Source organism: Weizmannia sp. WK01, from assembly GCF_025905465.1.
Classification (GTDB): domain Bacteria; phylum Bacillota; class Bacilli; order Bacillales; family Bacillaceae_C; genus Weizmannia; species Weizmannia faecalis.
In genome coordinates this window covers 2737509-2756136 of sequence record NZ_CP109616.1, presented here as the reverse complement: position 1 = coordinate 2756136, position 18628 = coordinate 2737509, and the positions used below count along the sequence as shown (strand labels likewise).

Sequence of the window (18628 nt, the reverse complement as noted above, 5' to 3'; positions counted from 1 at the left end):
GATTTTTGACAATTCTGGACCAGCTCCTTCTGAAAGTGCATTCCCATCATTATTTTAACAATTTTCTGTTTTGAAAGGAATGCAGTCAGTACTTTTGTTTGAAAAATCAAAGTGCGTTGAAACGGTTTTTAAACTCTTCCGGCCCATTGCCTCAAAGTCAAAAAATGAATGAACTGAATGATTTGATAGGTGGGTGGAGCTGCTGGCAATGCTGGCCCTTTCGAAGTTGTTCAGCTCCGTTCCTTGAAAAAAGCTTCCACTGCCTAAATTGCCATACCACTTTGGGTAGTGTGCGTTTAATCGCTTCCGGTGTTCTTCATTCGGCCTATGGATAAAACCTGGTGGAGCACAATATAGTGGTCGAAAAATTTTGTGGAAACAAACGTTCTTATCATGTATAATATGATTAATAATTCAATTTTAGCAAAGGATGGGGTAAAATAATGGGAGAAGTACTTATTCTGGAGAAAAAGGTAAACTATTTACCCGGAACTGATTACGACGGGCTTTGGAAGAAAATTATAAGTGAACTGTTTGAGGAATTTATTTTATTCTTTGCACCTGATTTGTATGAGACCATTGATTTTGGAAAAGGAATTGTTTTTCTCGAACAGGAACTGCACAAAGTCATCATCAAGCATAAAAAAGGGAAAAGAATTGCAGACAAAATTGTAAAGGTTTCCTTGAAAAACGGCGAAGAAAAATATGTATTCATTCACATTGAAATTCAAGAAAAACAAGATCCGGACTTTTCCAAACGAATGTTTACTTATTTTTATCGCTTGTTTGATCGCTTCCAAGAAAACATTTATTCCATTGCGATTTTGACCGATTTGTCTAAATCAAATAACTCAGAGCCGTTCCAATACTCCTTTTACGGCACTGAACTTACGTATCGCTTTAACACTTATAAGTTTAATGAAGCGGACATTCCTTCTTTGAAAAAGTCTACGAACCCTTTTGCCATTGCAGTATTGGCGGGTATTTACCTTCATCTAACGGAAAAGAACTATCAGAAACGATATGAAGTTAAGAAAAAATTGTTAAAAGAATTCATCTTATCCAACCAAAATCTTAGTTCTAATTATGCGGAAGCGCTTTGTTACTTTATTGACTATCTTCTGTATCTTCCTGGTGAGTTAACAAAACAATTAACGAAAGAGTTATTTATTCACATTGAAAAGGAGGCAAACCATATGCTGTATTCTGAAGAGCTTAAAGAAGCTCCTACATTTGCAGAGTATCTGAAAACTGTGAAAGAAGAAGGAATTGAAATAGGGATAGAAAAAGGGATTGAAAAAGGGATTGAAAAGGGGAAGGAAGAAGGAATTGAAATAGGGATTGAAAAAGGGAAAATGGAAGAAAAAAGGAATTTGGCAGCCGAGTTATTAAGGGAAGGATTTTCAGTTGAAAAAGTTGCAAAAATGGTAAAACTCAGTATAGATGAAGTGAAAAAAATTAAAAAATGTGTGAATAACTAAATGAATTGAGACAAGGGATGGGCTGCCTTTCTATATAATCAAAGAAATAGTGATTTTAGAGGAGCACTCATTAATTGCCACTGAAAATTTCTTAAGATTGCAAAGCACTTAACAATATTAGCACCCAAAGAGTTCTCTTTGAAAGATTTCACACTAAATAAAGAAATAGCCACATGCAAAATTGACTTTAGCGTGTGGCTTTTAAAAAATGAGCTTCTTGGGTGCTACCTAGTTGTTTTAAAAAAATTTAATAGATAAAAAAGGAACTGACGTTTGCAGTAAAAATCACTTAACATAGCATTTTTTTATCCATTTTTATATTCAATGGTAATTTTTGTAGCGCCAGTATTCTACATCCCGGCTATTCGTTTGATTTTCTAATTAGCCCAAATTCTTCAGGAAAAATTATTCTTCAATTCGAGTTAACTTCACTTCAACTTTAAATCGATCCGGATTTTTTTCCAAAACTGCGATGAACCGTTTTAAGTCTTGAAAGATAATAAATCCTTCTGTTTCATTTTCATAATTCATCGTAAAGGACTCCGGTTTTTCATTATTTTCTTCATTTTCTGTTGCGTCACGTTCAGCTATCTTTTCTGTTTCTTCAACGGCAACTTGGTTATTTGAAGATAATAAGTTACTCAACTTTCGCACCTAGAAAATCATAATAAATTCAGTGCTGGCTAATGTCTATTACGTCTCAGATACAGCACTTGACAGTAAAATTAATATATGAAAAAACACCTCTACTTTTGGTATAGTTGATTTATCGAAAATCACTACCAAATAGAAGAGGTGTCTCCTACTATGATAGCGAAAAACAGCCTGAATAATCAACTACCAAATGAAATAAAATCAACATTTAAAGAGTTGAATATGTTGAAACACTTGCGAATCGCCGGTATTACGAAGTCCTTTGGTTTTTCTTGTGCCTACATTTTTCAATTGATTTTTTGTATGATCTTTGAAAACAAAAACTGGTTCAGGATGTTGGAAAGTAAGAAAGCTACAGACATTCCAGCCAAAGATACCGTTTATCGGTTTCTCAACCAATCAACGTTCAACTGGCGTCGTTTCCTCCTTTCACTGGTTGCCTCAGTGATTGGAAAAGTTTCGAAATTGACACGTCATGACCGTCCGAAAGTATTGATTTTAGATGATTCATCTTATGACCGGAACCGAAGCAAACACGTTGAGCTTCTGGCTCGCTGCTTTGATCATGCATCTCAAAAAATGCGTTTTTACAAAGGATTCCGCATGTTGACATTAGGATGGTCTGATGGCGCAACATTCCTACCCGTTGACTTCTCATTATTGAGTTCGAAAAAGAGCCAGATCAACGGCATATCCGAAAATATCGATAAACGCAGCTCCGGTTATAAGCGCCGAAAAGAAGCATTACAAACGGCACCAGAACAGATTCCTGGCATGATTGCCCGGGCGATGAATTCTGGTATCGATGCTTCCTATGTTCTAATGGATTCGTGGTTCACCCAACAACCTCTCATCAAGGAGATTACAGAACAAGGTCTTGACGTAATTGGTATGGTCAAAAAATTAAAACAACGCTATTTTGTCGATGGTAAGCGTGTTAGCCTAGATGAATTGTATCGTCTAGCTAAACCGACTAGTGGAAAGAAAGGAATCTTGCGTTCCATCCATACAACGCAGGCCAATGGCGTGCCAATTAAAGTTGTCTTTGTTCGCAACCGCAACAAGAAAAGCGACTGGTTGGCGATTTTGAGTACAGACTGTACACTGAGTGACCAGGAAATCATCCGTATTTACGGGATGCGTTGGGATATTGAGGTTTTCTTCAAAACAACAAAGTCCCTATTAAAACTACAAAAGGAATTCCAGAGTCGTTCATATGACGCGCTTATCAGCCACACGACCATTGTGTTTGCAAGGTATATTGTCTTGTCATGGCAAAACCGTTGCAGTGTAGATGACAGAACATTAGGTGGCATGTTTTATGAATTATGTGATGAAATAGATGACCTTGATTGGGCTGTTGCATTGCAGCAGTTAGTCGAGATTCTTGAAGATACTCTGGATAAAAGTAATAAGAAAATTCAACAACTGATCAAAAGTCAACTACAACAATGGATTGCGGGTCTGCCGAATTATATCAAGGTATACCTACCTGTTTCAGTCTGCGAAAGTTGAGTAAGTTATTAATCAACATTTTCATTTCCTTAAACTCACTCATCAGTTGGTCAACACGTTCATCCCCTGCATTTCCAGCTGGTTCTTGTCCGGATTCCACAGCAGCCGGCGTAAAATCTTTTATATTCTCCTGTGCTTTATCTTTCTTATATTCATCTATCCACCCGTTTTTGAGGGCTAATTTTTTCAGATTGTGTTTATAATTATGAACGGAAGAATCTCGTTTCCCCCAAATTTTTGCAATTGATTGGGCGTTCCATTTTTCTGTATATTCGGATATAAGCAGCCATTGATCTTTTTTTGGAAGCTTTTTTAAATCATTAAATGGAATCACTTGGTTTGGATCAGCGTCCGGTTTTGAGTGCGGAATTGTCCGTTTCTTCTTCATTTCAAGTCCTAAATCAGTCAACAATTGATAGTACACCTCTTCTTCAATACCTAATGCTTCTATTATTTCATTCTCTGAATAGGTCTCCCTCCATTTCGTTAAAATTTCCGTTTGTCGTTCTTTCGGATGCGATTTTAAATCTTCGTAGGTCATTAAACTTGTAAACATATTGTACACCTTTACCTTTCCTGATTTTTTATATAACTTTTTTTCTTTCCCTCTTAATAAGTCACTGGCAAAATAAATTTTTCCTATCTCGTGTTTGACTCCCTTTCCCTTTTTTGCATAAGCTCCATAAGAACTAATCTTCTTTTCTTTGATTTCTGCATAATATGTTTGCTTTATGTCATTATGCGTATTTAGCACCGGTCTACCTCCTTTGCATAAATTTGAAAATCGCTTTTCATTCCATATTCTTTCTATAAAATAATTACAGTGTTGGGTTGATGTTGGAGAATTTTCAGTTATTTTTAAGGGACTTTGTTCTATTATTGCTGTCTTGATCTTCAGGGACGATTTCTCCTCCTGCCAGTTGTTTAAGGTACATAAAATTCTTTTTTGAGTTCCAATTTTATACATGATATTCCAATTTACCTACTTATTCCTTTAAGCTGTCTACTAATTAACGGACTATCTATATTATACTAGATCCTATGTATATTATCTACATTGAATGAAAATTTCATCACTAATTTGATAAGCTTTTTTGTCAAAGAAAACATCATCTTTTTATATAAGTTGGACTAAACATTACTTTTTCATGTGTCGCCAAAAGCAATGTCCCTGATCATAATTGATTTTGACGCGAAAAGAGCGCGTACCGGTGGTCGGGTGTCGAATGTATCTTCTAAACCAACAATTTATCAAGATTTTTGTTTACCTTTGTGTAAAATTTGCGCAAAAATTATTGAAAGCCATTACAAATGTCCCTTTTTCTCTTATAGACGTTTTTGGTAAAATTAAGTTATTGATTGAAGAATACTAAATATAGGAGTGACGGCAATGCTTTTGTTTTTTGGTAAGTTTATCTTGCTTTATTTGTTTCTTTCAATTGCATTTGCCTTATTCAAAGTGCTGTATTACAATATCGGCAAAAAATTCGTTTCTAAGACGGCTGATGGAACAATATTGCATTGGGCTTTAAGTGTTTTTGTTAAAAACGGTACGAAAATGGATAGTAATGATTACTTTGTTATGGCTGTTTTGGCGGCTTTATTTGCGATTTACTTGTAAAAAACTCCCAGAATCCACGATATACCAGCAGTTTTTTTATTTTGTTGGATATTCATTATTCTTACAAAATTCTTTAATCTTATTATGGTTTTTTGAAAACTTTTTCCACGCTTTTTGATCCCTTTTTAAACACTGTTGGGCAACACCAGCCAATCCCGCTGTCGCCGGTTCATAATTCTATATCCGCTTTCCTTTACAGTACTTGGCAACTTGCACTGTTTCGTCTCCGTAAAACCCATCAGCGCTGTATTTTGGGAGAGAGCCCGCAGCAATCAAACATTTCTGCAGGGTGTTACCTGGAAACCGGACAACGCTTTTTTTAGAATGGACCTTGTGCATTTATTTGGAGCACGCGATTTTAAAAAGTCGGCTTCCTTTGCTATCCTTTAAGTTATAAACAGGAAAGAAAGGAATAGCGAAATGAAAAAGCATTTAATTTCCGCCATCTCTATTGTTTCTGCCGTGTCAGCCTTGTTGTTTCTGGCCGGCCTGTGGATGGTGTTTGAAGACCAGCAGACGAAAGCAACAGGCGTAAAGACGGAAACTGCCAGAACCGGCAATAACACGTCAAAAGCGGGTGGTACGAAACAAATCACGATTACAGCAATCGGCGACTCACTCACAAGGGGAACGGGAGATACAGCAGGAAAGGGATATGCGGGTGATGCTGCGGATCGTTTAAAGAAAAAAACGAAGAAGGCTGTTCTACTCCAAAACAATGGCATCAAAGGGCTTACATCAAGCGGGCTGCTTGAACAGCTCAAACAACCGCAGATCAAACGCGAACTCAAGAGCGCGGATATCATTTTGCTGACCATCGGCGGCAATGATTTGTTTGCGGGCGGAGAGGCGCTTGACCATTTGAATACCGCCTATATCGAAAAGCTGGAAAAGCCTTATTTGGCCAATTTAAAACAGATCTATGCAGGAATTCGGGCGGTGAACAAAACGGCAATCGTCTATCATGTCGGGCTGTATAATCCTTTTATCGATTTGTCCGAGGCGAAAACGACCTCTGCGATCGTCAGAAAATGGAACTTTGATTCTGCTTCTGTCGCGTCTGACTTTCCAAAAGTCATCTATGTGCCGACGTTTGACCTTTTTGAACAAAATGTAAACGACTATTTATACAGTGACAAATTCCATCCGAATACGGCCGGTTATCAACTGATCGGAGAGCGTGTTGCTTCCCTGATCCATTATCGGGAGGAGAAAGCGAAATGACGACGATTCCCGCACTTAAGGTTATCGATGTCCATAAAAAAATTGGCAGGAAAGAAATCATCAAAGGCATCAGTTTTGAAGTGATGCCGGGAGAGGTATTCGGATTTCTCGGGCCGAACGGGGCAGGGAAGACAACAACGATTCGGATGCTGACAGGTCTGATCCGCCCGACTTCGGGAAAAATTTTGATCGGCGGAAAAAACGTACGGACCGAGTTTACGGAAGCCATGAAAAATCTCGGTTGCATTGTCGAAAATCCGGAGATGTACCCGTTTTTGACCGGCTATGAAAATCTTGCCTATTTTGCACGGATGGATCCGTCCATTCCGAGAAACAGGCTGGATGAAGTGGCGGCGCTCGTTGGCTTAACTGGCCGGATCCATGATAAAGTAAAAACATACTCTCTCGGCATGCGGCAAAGGCTTGGCATTGCCCAGGCGCTCCTTGGAAACCCGAAGCTTTTGATTCTTGATGAACCGACAAACGGGCTTGACCCGGCAGGCATCCGGGAAATGCGCGAATTTATCCGGTCGCTTGCCGAAAAAGCGCATTTAAGCGTCCTCGTTTCTTCGCATTTGTTAAGCGAAGTGCAGCTGATGTGCGACAAAGTGGCCATTATCCATAACGGCCAGGTGATTCGGACCGGGAATGTACACGAGCTGCTTTCCGAAAAAGCGCGTACCTTTTGGAAAGTTGCGCCAATAGAGAAAGCACGCACCTTGCTTCAGGCGGAGACACAGGTGGCAGAAGGGGAAGACGGCCTCCTTGTGACCCCTTATGATGAAGAAAAAAATGCTTTATGGAACGAGATGCTCGTTCAAAACGGGGTCAGGGTGAAAGAAATGAAGGCCGTGCTGCCGGCGCTTGAAGATTTGTTTTTGGAACTGACAGGGGGCAGGAAAAAATGATCCAACTTATATACAATGAACAGTTGAAGCTTTGGAAGAAAAAGCGGATTCTTGTCATTATGCTGATTATCGCCTGCCTTGTTCCCATTTTTACCTACGCGCAGTACAAAGAATCGAAAGCGCTGCAGGAAAAAATCGGGACAACCGACTGGCGGGTTAAGCTCCAGAAACAAATTGTCGATACGCAAAACCGGCTCGGATCGGCAAGCCTTTCTGATGATTTTAAAAAATATTTGCGTATCACATTGAGCCAGGAACAATATTATCTCAACCACAACATCAATCCGAACGCGCCGGGCGCCCCGACGTTTATGCGGGTATTTATTGAAAATGCGATCGGCATGCTTTTGCCACTGTTCGTCATGGTGGCGGCAAGCGATATTGTGTCTGCTGAGGCGGGCAGCGGGACAATCAAATTATTGCTGACGCGCCCTGTGAAAAGATGGCGCATCCTGCTTAGCAAGTACATTGCCATGCTGCTGTCCGTTTCGTTTATTTTGCTGTGCACAGCCGTTTTTACCTATGCCATTTCCGGAATAGTATTCGGCTACCGCGGCTGGAACATGCCAATGCTTACCGGTTTTACGATAAAAGGGGACGAGCTCCTTACTGCACATGTGCATGCTGTCCCGCAATGGAAATATTTGCTCATGGCGTTCGGCCTTGCCTGGTTTGTCTGCGTCGTTTCAGGCAGCCTCACGTTTATGCTTTCTGTCCTGTTGCGCAGCACGGCCGCCGTAATGGGAATTATGTTATCCTCATTGATTGCCGGCGCGATTTTGACCAACATGGTATCGGCTTGGCCAAGCGCAAAATATTTGTTTATGGTGAATTTGCAGCTGACAAATTATCTCAATGGTACAAGCCCGCCTGTTGCAGGCATGACGCTCGGATTTTCGGTTGCTGTGCTGCTTGTGTGGCTTTTTCTCTCGCTCGTGGTTTCTTTTGTTGTGTTTACAAAACGGGATGTTTATTAAGAAAAACGGAATTCCGCCAATTTCCGGTAAAATTTTTTCGCTGCATTAATACAATGATAAAGCAGGATTTTTTACGGGGCAGCACGAATTTCGTATGATAAGCAAAGGGGGAGATGCTGTGTTTCAACGGTTTGTCGTTGGGATGGGGATTGCTGTGTTTATGTTTATTGCAGGTGTCACTTATTTTTACTTTAACAAAGGAGAAGCGATTGCAACGGAGGCAGCACATTCGAAAAAACCGGCTGCAGAGGAAGAGACGGCTGCAAAAGCGGTTATACAGGAAAGCTTCCGCCAGAAGACGCCTGAGCGCAAACTTTCGGCATACAAAAGCATGAGCGAAGAAGCATTGGTGCAGGAAGTACATAATATGACGCATCAAAAAGTGGCGGCAAATGAAAAATGGGGAGCTTCCGAAATCACAAAAGAAAAGGTGGACGCCCTGTATTCGGCAATTAGCAATCAAACTTTTGCGGATACAGAACTGCAGGATATGCTGCTCAGTATATTAAAACCGTGGAAAAAAGGCGATTTCAGCAATGCGGTGAAGGCCCATAATGAGATTTGGGCTTACCAGAAAGGCAACATCGGAAAAGCGGAGCGGCGGTTGACGCCTTCTGAAGAAGCGGCATATATTAAGGAAAATTTCAAATGACATCAGGAAGTGGAAACGGTGAAAATTTTAGGTATATCCGGCTCGCTTACCGGTGAGAAGACCTCCATTGGTGTATATGAGGTGCTTATGGCAATTAAAGCGGAAGATCCGGAAGCGGAAACTGAACTGCTCGATTTAAAAGATTATGAAGTGGAGTTTGCAAGAGGGTTTCCACTTTCTTATTACAATGATGATACGATTGCGGTCGTTAATAAAATGCTTGAAGCGGATATCCTTGTTTTTGGCTCGCCAATTTACCAGGCGTCCATTACAGGCGCTTTGAAAAATCTGCTCGACCATTTGCACCGCGATGCTTTTCAGTCCAAAGTATGCGGCATTGTGATGAACGGCGGCTCGGACAAACATTTTCTTGTTGCTGAATACCAGCTGAAACCGGTGTTAACCTTTTTAAAGGCCACCTGTGCAGTCCGCAATGTTTTTATCCACAATGATGATTTTAATGAGGACAATGAAATCATCAATGCCGATATCCAGGCACGCATCCGAAAGCTTGCGCATGAACTGTTGCAATTGAGAAAAGCTTTCTCCGGAGGCAATCCTGGAAATTTGGGATGATGCACTTTTGCCTAGTGCCGTGGCCGTTGCGCATGGGCGATAGTGGATCATCAGCGAAGCTTAGGTAGACGTGCTCTAGGCGAAGGAAGGCGACCATTTTGCCGTTTATCTTGCCGTATGACGCGTTACCAGCAAAAGGATAAAAAACCCCGGGGCAATTTTTCAGGGGAGAGGAGCTCTAAGTTTTTCCACTTTCTTAACATTGTATCGTTCTTTTAGGCGGAATAAAAAAGTGCCGGCGGACAGCCGGCGCTTTTTCTTTACTGCAATTCCCTTTTTAAAATCTGTTCCGCATGTGCAACTTGTTCTTTTGTCGGCGGTTCGACACCTTTGAGGGGATAGTCGATGCCGAGCGCCTCATATTTGTAGACGCCTAACTTATGGTACGGAAGGATTTCAATTTTTTCAACGTTTGGCAGCGAATGGATAAAATCAGATGTTTTTTGCAAATCTTCTTCTGAATCGACGCTGGGAACGAGCACATGGCGGATCCAGACCGGAATATGCTTGTCAGCGAGATACCGGGCGAAATCGAGAATATGCTCATTTGACATGCCCGTCAGCCATTTATGCTTTTCCGGGTCAATATGCTTGATGTCCAATAACACAAGATTTGTATATTTCATCAATTCATCCAGTTTTCCCATAAACCGGAGACTGCGCGAGAAACATCCGCCCGCTGTGTCAATGGCAGTATGGACGCCAATTTCTTTGCACGCTTTAAACAATTCGATTAGAAAATCGAGGTGCAAAAGTGGTTCGCCGCCGCTCACTGTAATGCCACCGCCGGAAGCTTTAATAAAAGGCAGGTAATCGCGCACATCGCTCATAATCTCTTCGACGCTCATTTCATTGCCTTCATTGATTTTCCATGTATCCGGGTTGTGGCAAAATTTGCAGCGCAGCGGGCAGCCTTGCGTAAATACGACATAGCGGATGCCAGGCCCGTCGACTGTGCCAAACGATTCAGTGGAATGAATGCGCGTTGTCATGTTCATCTCAATCAAATCCTTCTATATAGATTCCCCATAAGTTAAGTGTTTAATAGGGGGGAGGGGGCACGCAGGTGCATGCCGCCCGAATCAGTTTACATCATTTCATGGAACGTGCGGTTAATGACTTCAAGTTGTTGTTCCCTTGTCAATTTGATGAAGTTTACCGCATATCCCGATACACGGATCGTCAATTGCGGATATTTTTCCGGATGATCCATCGCATCCAGCAATGTTTCGCGATGCAGGACGTTGACGTTTAAGTGGTGCGCTTTTTTCGCCATATAGCCGTCCAGCATGCCGTCCAGGTTGGAGACCTGTGTTTCTTCTTCGTGTCCGAGCGCTTCCGGGACAATCGAGAAAGTGTTGGAAATGCCGTCAAGCGAATATTTATAAGGCAGTTTCGCAACAGATGTCAACGATGCGACTGCGCCGTGGGAATCGCGGCCGTGCATCGGGTTTGCACCAGGTGCGAAAGGTTCGCCTGCTTTCCGGCCGTCCGGAGTGCTTCCTGTTTTCTTGCCGTATACAACGTTCGATGTAATCGTCAAGATCGAAGAAGTATGGACAGCGTTCCGGTAAGTCGGATATTTTTGCAGTTTTTGCATAAACGATTTGACGAGATTGACGGCAATTTGGTCGACGCGGTCATCGTTGTTACCGTATTTCGGGTAATCGCCTTCGACTTCATAGTCAACGGCAAGGCCGTCTTCGTCACGGATGACTTTTACTTTCGCGTATTTGATGGCGCTTAGAGAGTCGGCTGCAACAGACAGGCCGGCAACGCCGCAAGCCATCGTGCGCAGTACATTGCGATCATGCAATGCCATTTCAAGCCGTTCATAGCTGTATTTGTCATGCATATAATGAATGATGTTCAAAGCATTGATATAAACGCCTGCAAGCCAGTCTAGCATCCGATCGTATTTTTCCATGACTTCATCGTAATCGAGATATTCCGATGTGATCGGCTGGAACGGAGGTGCGACTTGCATTTTATACCGTTCATCAACGCCGCCGTTAATCGCATACAGCAAAGCTTTTGCCAGGTTGGCACGGGCGCCGAAGAATTGCATTTGTTTGCCGATCCGCATCGCCGATACACAGCAGGCAATGCCATAATCATCGCCGTATTCTTCACGCATTAAGTCATCGTTTTCATATTGGATGGCGCTTGTCTTGATCGACATTTTCGCGCAATATTGTTTCCATTTATCCGGCAGTTTCGTCGACCAGAGCACGGTCAGGTTCGGTTCCGGCGCAGGGCCGAGATTATCAAGCGTGTTCAGGAAGCGGAACGAGTTTTTCGTAACGAGTGTACGGCCGTCCAAAGCCATGCCGCCGATCGATTCTGTTACCCATGTCGGGTCGCCGCTGAACAGTTCATTGTAATCTTCCGTCCTTGCAAATTTGACGAGGCGGAGTTTCATGACAAAGTGGTCGACGAGTTCTTGTGCTTCCCGTTCAGTCAGGACACCGTTTTTCAAATCTCTTTCAATATAAATGTCAAGGAAAGTGGATGTGCGCCCAAGACTCATGGCCGCGCCATTTTGTTCTTTAATGGCAGCCAGATACGCGAAATACAGCCATTGGAAAGCTTCGTGTGCGTTTGAAGCCGGTTCGGAAATATCGAATCCGTAGCTTTGTGCCATTTGTTTCAATTCTTGCAATGCACGAATTTGTTCCGAATGTTCTTCACGTTCACGGATGACTTCTTCTGTCATCAAGCCGCAGCCGATTAAATCGAGATCTTTTTTCTTTTGCTCAATTAAATAATCTACACCGTAAAGGGCAACGCGCCGGTAGTCGCCGATAATGCGGCCGCGGCCGTAAGCATCCGGAAGGCCTGTTACAATGCCGGCATGCCGTGCAGCTTTGATTTCCGGTGTGTAGGCATCGAATACACCTTGGTTATGGGTTTTCCGCCATTCTGTAAAAATATGTTTGATTTCCGGATCAATTTCATAGCCGTAAGATTTTAAGGCACTTTCTGCCATCCGGATTCCGCCAAACGGCATCATCGAACGTTTGAACGGTTTATCGGTTTGGAAACCGACAATTTTTTCAAGTTCTTTGTTTAAATAGCCCGGGCCATGCGATGTAATGGTAGATACAATTTTCGTATCCATATCCAGGACGCCGCCTTTTTCGCGTTCCTGTTTCGACAGTTCCATGACCTGATCCCATAATTTTAAAGTGGCTTCAGTCGGGCCGGCAAGAAAGCTTTCATCGCCTTCGTAAGGGGTTACATTTTTCAGAATAAAGTCCCTTACATCGATTTCTTTTTGCCAGTTTCCTCCTTTGAAGCCTTCCCATTGTTTTTTGGAGAGCGTTGCTTTTGTCAGTAATTGTTCAGTCATTTTAAATGGCCTCCTTTAAGCCTATTAATGAGCTGCCTTCAGAATTGGATGTTTGTTTGTTAAATAGTGAACATTTCTTATTACGCTTTCATTTTAGCATGGTCGATTTTAAAAAGATAGTGATAGCGTTCACATTTTGGGGCCAAAAAAAGCAGTTGTCAAAGAATGTTCAAAACATTTGGCCGTAGATATATAATAGAAAAATGCGATGAAAGCGTGTTATAACACAAATTGATCAGTTTTTCACATGATTATTTTTCTTGGGGAGAGTTTGTGATTTGGTAACATGCTCAATATTTCACAAAATTGGCACAGCCAGATGAAAGCGTTTGCGTTATATTTTTCATGTAAGCAGTTACATAAAAGGAGTGGGGAAAGATGTTAACAGGATTACGTACTGATTTTCAAATGCCTTCCGTAAACTTGTTTGGACAGGGGACGGCAGAAGAAATTGGAAACAGGCTGAAAAATCTTGGGTGTCGCAGACCGCTGATTGTAACCGATGAAGGGCTCCACCAACTGGGGTATTCCGAAAAAATTGCAGCCTATATAAAAGAAGCCGGCCTGGAAGTGGCGATCTATCCGAAGGCTGAACCAAATCCGACAGACAAAAATGTGGAAGACGGGTTAAAAACCTATCATGAAGAAAATTGCGATTCAATCGTTTCACTTGGCGGCGGGAGCGCGCATGACTGTGCAAAAGGGATCGGGCTCGTTGCGGCCAATGGGGGCAAAATCCATGATTATGAAGGGCTGGACCGTTCTGAAAAACCAATGGTGCCGCTCGTTGCAATTAATACAACAGCCGGGACTGCCAGCGAAATGACAAAATTTACGATTATTACCGATACGAGTCGGAAAGTGAAAATGGCGATTGTAGATAAACATGTGACACCGGTTTTGTCCATTAATGATCCATTATTAATGGTCGGGATGCCGCCGTCTTTAACTGCGGCAACGGGGCTTGACGCTTTGACCCATGCAGTGGAAGCGTATGTTTCAACTGCGGCCACACCGGTAACAGATGCATGCGCCATTAAAGCGATCCAAATTATTCCGCAATATTTGCCAAAGGCTGTTGCAAACGGCAATGATATGGAAGCGCGTGAACAAATGGTATATGCGCAGTATTTGGCAGGCATGGCGTTTAATAATGCATCTTTGGGCTATGTCCACGCGATTGCGCACCAGTTCGGCGGTTTCTATAACTTGCCGCACGGCGTTTGCAATGCGATTTTGCTCCCGCATGTGTGCCGTTTCAATCTGATTGCGCGGAAAGAAAGATTTGCAGAAATTGCCGTTGCACTGGGTGAGAAGACGGATGGCCTGAGCGTCGACGAAGCGGCGGAAAAAGCCATTACAGCAATTGAAAGGCTGGCAGCACAGCTGAACATTCCGAAAGGCTTTAAAGAACTCGGGGCTAAAGAAGAAGATATCGAAATCCTCGCCCAGCATGCGATGCAGGACGCGTGCGCAGCCACAAACCCGCGCAAACCAACACAAAAAGAAGTGGAAGCGATTATAAAAGCAGCGATGTAAGGAAGAAGACGGAGGGGAATTTGAGTAAACTGGCACCTGCAGGCTGGGCACTTTTTCCAAGTGTCCGGCCTGCAGGTATTTTTTGTCTATACCTTTTTTCAAAAGACAGGCGTCCATGTCGCGACGGAAAAAACAGCTGGCGCAAATTTTCCGGATTGCAACCACCGCCCGCAATGCATACCAGGTTCTGGGCAAGTGGAAGATGAGCCTGTTGGATTGGAGAGGGACGAAAAAAATCCCCTTTAGAAGAACCATACGAGAGATTCAAAGCAAATGGCTCCCTGATGGTTTACCTAGGAGGGGTTACGTAAAATTAGACAAAGCGACAAGCACACAAATCGTACGTTCATCGCCCGTTTTGGAATTTATGATTTGCTCAGCGGTTGTAGCAAAATAACGTAATTTTGGTATTCATTTGAGAAACCTTTATGGATTTCTAATATTTCCTGATTTTTAAGGTTCAATTTAATTTGTCTTTGGTTTTTCTTTTCAAATGAATAAGATTGACGGATAGTACCATCTGATGAGGTGATTTGTACAAATGGTTTTCGGTTATGCGTTTTTTCATGGTCAACAAAAGACAATCTATATTTTCCTTCTTGCAGTTGTTTTCCCACTCTGTAATAACCGGAATGTTGAATGAAGTAATCTCCATTCTTATCTTTTTTTAATCTATATAAAACGAATTAATCATTTTTGCTCACTTCCTCGGTCCTTTTTTGGGTATATAGATTGTAACTATCCTAAAAAGGGCGGAGAAAAAATGTTGAATCAAGAACTTGAACAATTGCGAAACGCTATGCAAAACACAAGGGATAAACATCTTTATGAGCGTTATCTCTCTGTGCTGTTACATTTAGAAGGCCGGACTTATCCAGAAATTGCTAAGATTATAGGACGTACCCGGCAAACGGTCATGAATTACTGTCATGCTTATGAAGAAGGAGGAATCTCCAGCCTTCAAATGAAAAAACCAACAGGTAAACCTGAGAAATTAACGGAAGATCAACAAAAGCAGTTGGCCGAAACCATTATAAACAAAACCCCTGCAGAAGTTGGGTTCGAAGCAAAATACACTTGGACGCTCCCGTTAATCGCCGATTGGATCCAGCGTGAATTTCAACAGTCGTATACCCCAAGGGGCGTTTCTAAAATGTTACACCGGCTTGGGTTTAGCTATACAAAGGCCACATATACTTTGGCAAAAGCAGATCCTGAAGAGCAAAAAGCATTCAAAGAAGTCACTTTCCTAAAGCTAAAACAGCAACTGGAGAATGGGATCATCGATCACCTGTTATTCGAAGATGAGGCATTCATCCGTGCTTATCAGGCTCTGCAGTATAACTGGTTCCCAAAAGGACAGCAGCGAAAAATCAAAACATACGGCCAGCATAAGGGTGCAAAGCTGTTCGCTGCCATAAACTATGAAACCGGCGAAATTACGCACTATGAAGAAGAAAAAAGTAATTCCTTGGCCTTTAGACGTTTTGTAGAACTCATTTTAAGTAAATACCCGCAAGGTAAAATTGTAATGGTTTTGGACAACAGCAAAGTGCATCAATCACAATTTATCAAGGATTTCCTGAAAGAAAATCCACGAATGGAATTTGTTTTTCTTCCTAAATACAGCCCTGAGTAGAACCCAGTGGAAGGATTATGGAAGTGGCTAAAGCAAGATGTCGTAAACAACGTCTTTTTCAGCAAATTTTACCAAATTCGCTCCCACGTGGCGGAATTTATGAAACAAGCCAGCCAAAAGAGCCAAGAAGTCATTGACCGGCTGCTTGTTAGATTAGAGCTGTCAAAAACTTAAGTTCATCTTATATAGTATCTTTTCTGAACAGTATTTTTTGATTCCGATTTTATTAACGACTACATTTCTGTATCCCAATTTATAATCCAATATGGCATCGTCCGAAAAAGCAATCAAGAAATAAATTGGCAAAAACCAAATTAAGACGATTTGTGCTCCATGCGCTCTGCTTGAGCCTGTCAGGAAAAATGCAAAAGCAGGATCCCACTTATCACCAAACTGGATTTGGTTGATAAGTAATTGTATGATTTCCACACAAGGAATGAATAAAATAAGGAGAAGACAAACCAAACTGAGTTTATTATGTAGTATTCGATAAGAATGACTTTGCAGCATTTGTACCCTCCGCAATTTTCCGTTCAATTAATTTTTTTCTATATCCTTCCTCAAATCTTCTCTTTCTGTAACTTATTTTAATGAAAAAGGACTTTAATAGCAATACTTTTTTGTTAAATATGAATATTATATACATATAATATTTTCTCGGATTTTGGCTTGTAAAATAGGGCAGCTCTGACGGCCTATCAATAGTCTTTTCTCGTGTAATCGCTTCATAAACGTTCAAAATATATACAAACACAAACAGGGAAAAAGGGGATATGATAGAAAGGCAGTTGTTTGTGATATGATTCACAATTAAACATTTTTCATGTTGGAGATGGTGTTTATGTACGAGGCCGTTGAATCTGTTGTTCAAATGGCATTAAATAAGAAAAAATATCTGGAAGAATCCTTGCTTCGTTATGTGACAAAAGCAGCGTTGGCAAGTATGTTCATCGGTTTTGCCATTATAATATGTTACCGTCTTGCTGAGCCGTTTTTTGATGCGAAGTCTCCGGTTACTTCCTTTATGGCTTCAATATTTTTTGGCGCAGCGCTTGTGCTTATTATGTTTGGCGGCGGCGAGCTTTTTACCGGCAATACGATGATGATGACAATGAGCACGGTAAAAAAAGCGACAACTTGGAAAGATGCGCTCACAAACTGGGTGGCAACGTATGCCGGAAATTTGATCGGTGCGGCGATTTTCGCGCTGTTTATCCATTACAGCGGACTCTATGCGGATTCGGATAACAGCCAGTTTTTAATGTCGGTTGTTGGTGGGAAAATTAGCCTGACGACGGCCCAAATGTTTTTCCGTTCGATTCTTTGTAACTGGCTTGTTTGTTTAGGGTTCTGGGTTCCGATAAACGTAAAGGGAGACGGGGCTAAAATCGCTTCGATGATGCTGCTCGTGTTTGGCTTCGTCATTTCAGGCTACGAACACAGCATTGCCAATATGGTGCTGTTCTCGCTGGCACTTGCCGCACCATACCCGGATACCATTACACTCGTGGGCATTTTGCACAACCTTGGTGTGGTAACGCTCGGCAATATGATTGGCGGCGGCGTCTTTGTCGGTGCCATGTACGCCTTCTTAACATCAAAGAAAAAAGAAAAAGTGCCGGTTGCTGTTGTTGACACACACACCGTATCCCCTTTTTCGGCTGAAAAAATCAAGTAATATAAAACGAGCTGCCTGATAGAGGGCAGCTCGTTTTATATCGAAAAACCTGATCCGTTTCATTAGTTTTGAATCAGCTGCAGGAATTGCTTGGTCCGTGCATTTTTTGGATGATGGAATACTTCTTCCGGTTTGCCTTGCTCCAGGATGACACCGCCATCCATGAAAATCACCTTGTCTGCAACTTCGCGGGCAAACCGCATTTCGTGTGTGACAACGGCCATTGTCATCCCTTCTTCAGCAAGCTCCTTCATCACATTTAGCACGCCGCTCACAAGTTCCGGGTCCAGTGCGGATGTCGGTTCGTCAAACAGCATTACTTCCGGCTCCATCGCAAGCGCCCGCGCAATCCCGGCGCGCTGCTGCTGACCGCCGGAAAGGCTTGCCGGATACGCATCTTTTTTATCAAGCAGGCCTACCTTTTCCAGCAGCATTTCAGCTTTTTTTACTGCATCCTGGCGGTTTTTCCTTTTTACAATGATAGGCCCCTCAATCACATTTTCGAGAACCGTTTTATGCGGGAAAAGATTGTACTGTTGGAAAACCATGCCGGATTTTTGCCGCAAAGCCGCGCGTTCTTTTTTACCGGGATGTTGGGAAAAGTCAACGGATACATCACCGATCTGTACTCTGCCTTGATTTGGAACTTCAAGAGCATTCATGCAGCGAAGCAGCGTGGTTTTACCAGAACCGGATGGGCCGATGATGACGATCACTTTCCCTTTTTCAATGGTTAAGTCAATTCCTTTTAGCACTTCAAGGTTGCCGAATTGTTTATGTAACCCTTCTATTCGAATCATACAGGTCCCTCC

Annotated in this window: 16 protein-coding genes and 1 pseudogene; 11 read left to right on the top strand and 6 right to left on the bottom strand. The window is 42.2% G+C overall.

Annotated features, from left to right (window positions below; all coding sequences use genetic code 11):
* Positions 1-443 precede the first annotated feature (443 nt).
* On the top strand, positions 444-1481 hold the full coding sequence (locus OF158_RS13240) for an RpnC/YadD family protein (RefSeq protein ID WP_014097410.1): 1038 nt from the start codon (positions 444-446) through the stop codon (positions 1479-1481).
* 405 nt (positions 1482-1886) lie between these two features.
* On the opposite strand, the gene OF158_RS13235 is transcribed toward OF158_RS13240, so the two are convergent.
* Complete coding sequence (locus OF158_RS13235; protein ID WP_035184016.1) at positions 1887-2126, bottom strand: hypothetical protein; 240 nt, start codon at positions 2124-2126, stop codon at positions 1887-1889.
* A 162-nt stretch (positions 2127-2288) separates the two neighbouring features.
* On the opposite strand from OF158_RS13235, the gene OF158_RS13230 reads away from it, so the two are divergent.
* Positions 2289-3650: an IS4 family transposase gene (locus tag OF158_RS13230; protein ID WP_043052472.1), complete on the top strand. Its 1362-nt coding sequence runs from the start codon at positions 2289-2291 to the stop codon at positions 3648-3650.
* Here the strand turns inward: OF158_RS13230 and OF158_RS13225 are convergent.
* Positions 3613-4404, bottom strand: coding sequence for a hypothetical protein (locus OF158_RS13225; RefSeq protein WP_225620910.1), 792 nt, complete (start codon positions 4402-4404; stop codon positions 3613-3615). The genes OF158_RS13230 and OF158_RS13225 overlap by 38 nt on opposite strands.
* 636 nt (positions 4405-5040) lie before the next feature.
* Between OF158_RS13225 and OF158_RS13220 the strand changes: the two genes are divergently transcribed.
* From OF158_RS13220 to OF158_RS13195, 6 genes are all read left to right on the top strand, one after another.
* Complete coding sequence (locus OF158_RS13220; protein WP_014097412.1) at positions 5041-5271, top strand: hypothetical protein; 231 nt, start codon at positions 5041-5043, stop codon at positions 5269-5271.
* Positions 5272-5691: 420 nt separating this feature from the next.
* A complete protein-coding gene (locus tag OF158_RS13215; protein WP_017551795.1) occupies positions 5692-6495 on the top strand; it encodes a GDSL-type esterase/lipase family protein in 804 nt (267 codons plus the stop codon).
* A complete protein-coding gene (locus tag OF158_RS13210) occupies positions 6492-7403 on the top strand; it encodes an ABC transporter ATP-binding protein (RefSeq protein WP_014097414.1) in 912 nt (303 codons plus the stop codon). The genes OF158_RS13215 and OF158_RS13210 overlap by 4 nt, the downstream gene beginning before the upstream one ends.
* Entirely contained in the window at positions 7400-8380 is a 981-nt protein-coding gene (locus tag OF158_RS13205; RefSeq protein ID WP_035184026.1) for a DUF2705 family protein, read from the top strand. Before OF158_RS13210 ends, OF158_RS13205 begins: the two co-directional genes overlap by 4 nt.
* 118 nt (positions 8381-8498) lie before the next feature.
* Entirely contained in the window at positions 8499-9032 is a 534-nt protein-coding gene (locus OF158_RS13200; protein ID WP_035184029.1) for a DUF6241 domain-containing protein, read from the top strand.
* 18 nt (positions 9033-9050) lie between these two features.
* Entirely contained in the window at positions 9051-9608 is a 558-nt protein-coding gene (locus OF158_RS13195; protein WP_014097417.1) for an NADPH-dependent FMN reductase, read from the top strand.
* Between the two features lie 260 nt (positions 9609-9868).
* Here OF158_RS13195 and pflA read toward each other — a convergent pair whose 3' ends face one another.
* Entirely contained in the window at positions 9869-10606 is a 738-nt protein-coding gene (gene pflA, locus OF158_RS13190; RefSeq protein WP_035184032.1) for a pyruvate formate-lyase-activating protein, read from the bottom strand.
* An 89-nt stretch (positions 10607-10695) separates the two neighbouring features.
* Positions 10696-12960, bottom strand: coding sequence for a formate C-acetyltransferase (pflB, locus tag OF158_RS13185; protein ID WP_017551800.1), 2265 nt, complete (start codon positions 12958-12960; stop codon positions 10696-10698).
* Positions 12961-13338: 378 nt separating this feature from the next.
* Between pflB and OF158_RS13180 the strand changes: the two genes are divergently transcribed.
* Positions 13339-14499 carry an iron-containing alcohol dehydrogenase gene (locus tag OF158_RS13180; RefSeq protein WP_017551801.1) on the top strand — a complete coding sequence of 387 codons (1161 nt, stop codon included), beginning with the start codon at positions 13339-13341 and terminating at the stop codon, positions 14497-14499.
* 365 nt (positions 14500-14864) lie between these two features.
* Here the strand turns inward: OF158_RS13180 and OF158_RS13175 are convergent, their stop codons facing one another.
* Complete coding sequence (locus OF158_RS13175; RefSeq protein ID WP_128890970.1) at positions 14865-15116, bottom strand: hypothetical protein; 252 nt, start codon at positions 15114-15116, stop codon at positions 14865-14867.
* 146 nt (positions 15117-15262) lie between these two features.
* Here OF158_RS13175 and OF158_RS13170 point away from each other — a divergent pair.
* Both OF158_RS13170 and OF158_RS13165 read left to right on the top strand, forming a co-directional pair.
* Positions 15263-16312: pseudogene (locus tag OF158_RS13170) on the top strand (IS630 family transposase).
* 667 nt (positions 16313-16979) lie between these two features.
* A complete protein-coding gene (locus OF158_RS13165; RefSeq protein WP_014097421.1) occupies positions 16980-17816 on the top strand; it encodes a formate/nitrite transporter family protein in 837 nt (278 codons plus the stop codon).
* 62 nt (positions 17817-17878) lie between these two features.
* Here the strand turns inward: OF158_RS13165 and OF158_RS13160 are convergent, their stop codons facing one another.
* Positions 17879-18616, bottom strand: a complete 738-nt coding sequence (locus OF158_RS13160) for an amino acid ABC transporter ATP-binding protein (RefSeq protein ID WP_014097422.1) — start codon at positions 18614-18616, stop codon at positions 17879-17881.
* Positions 18617-18628: the final 12 nt, after the last annotated feature.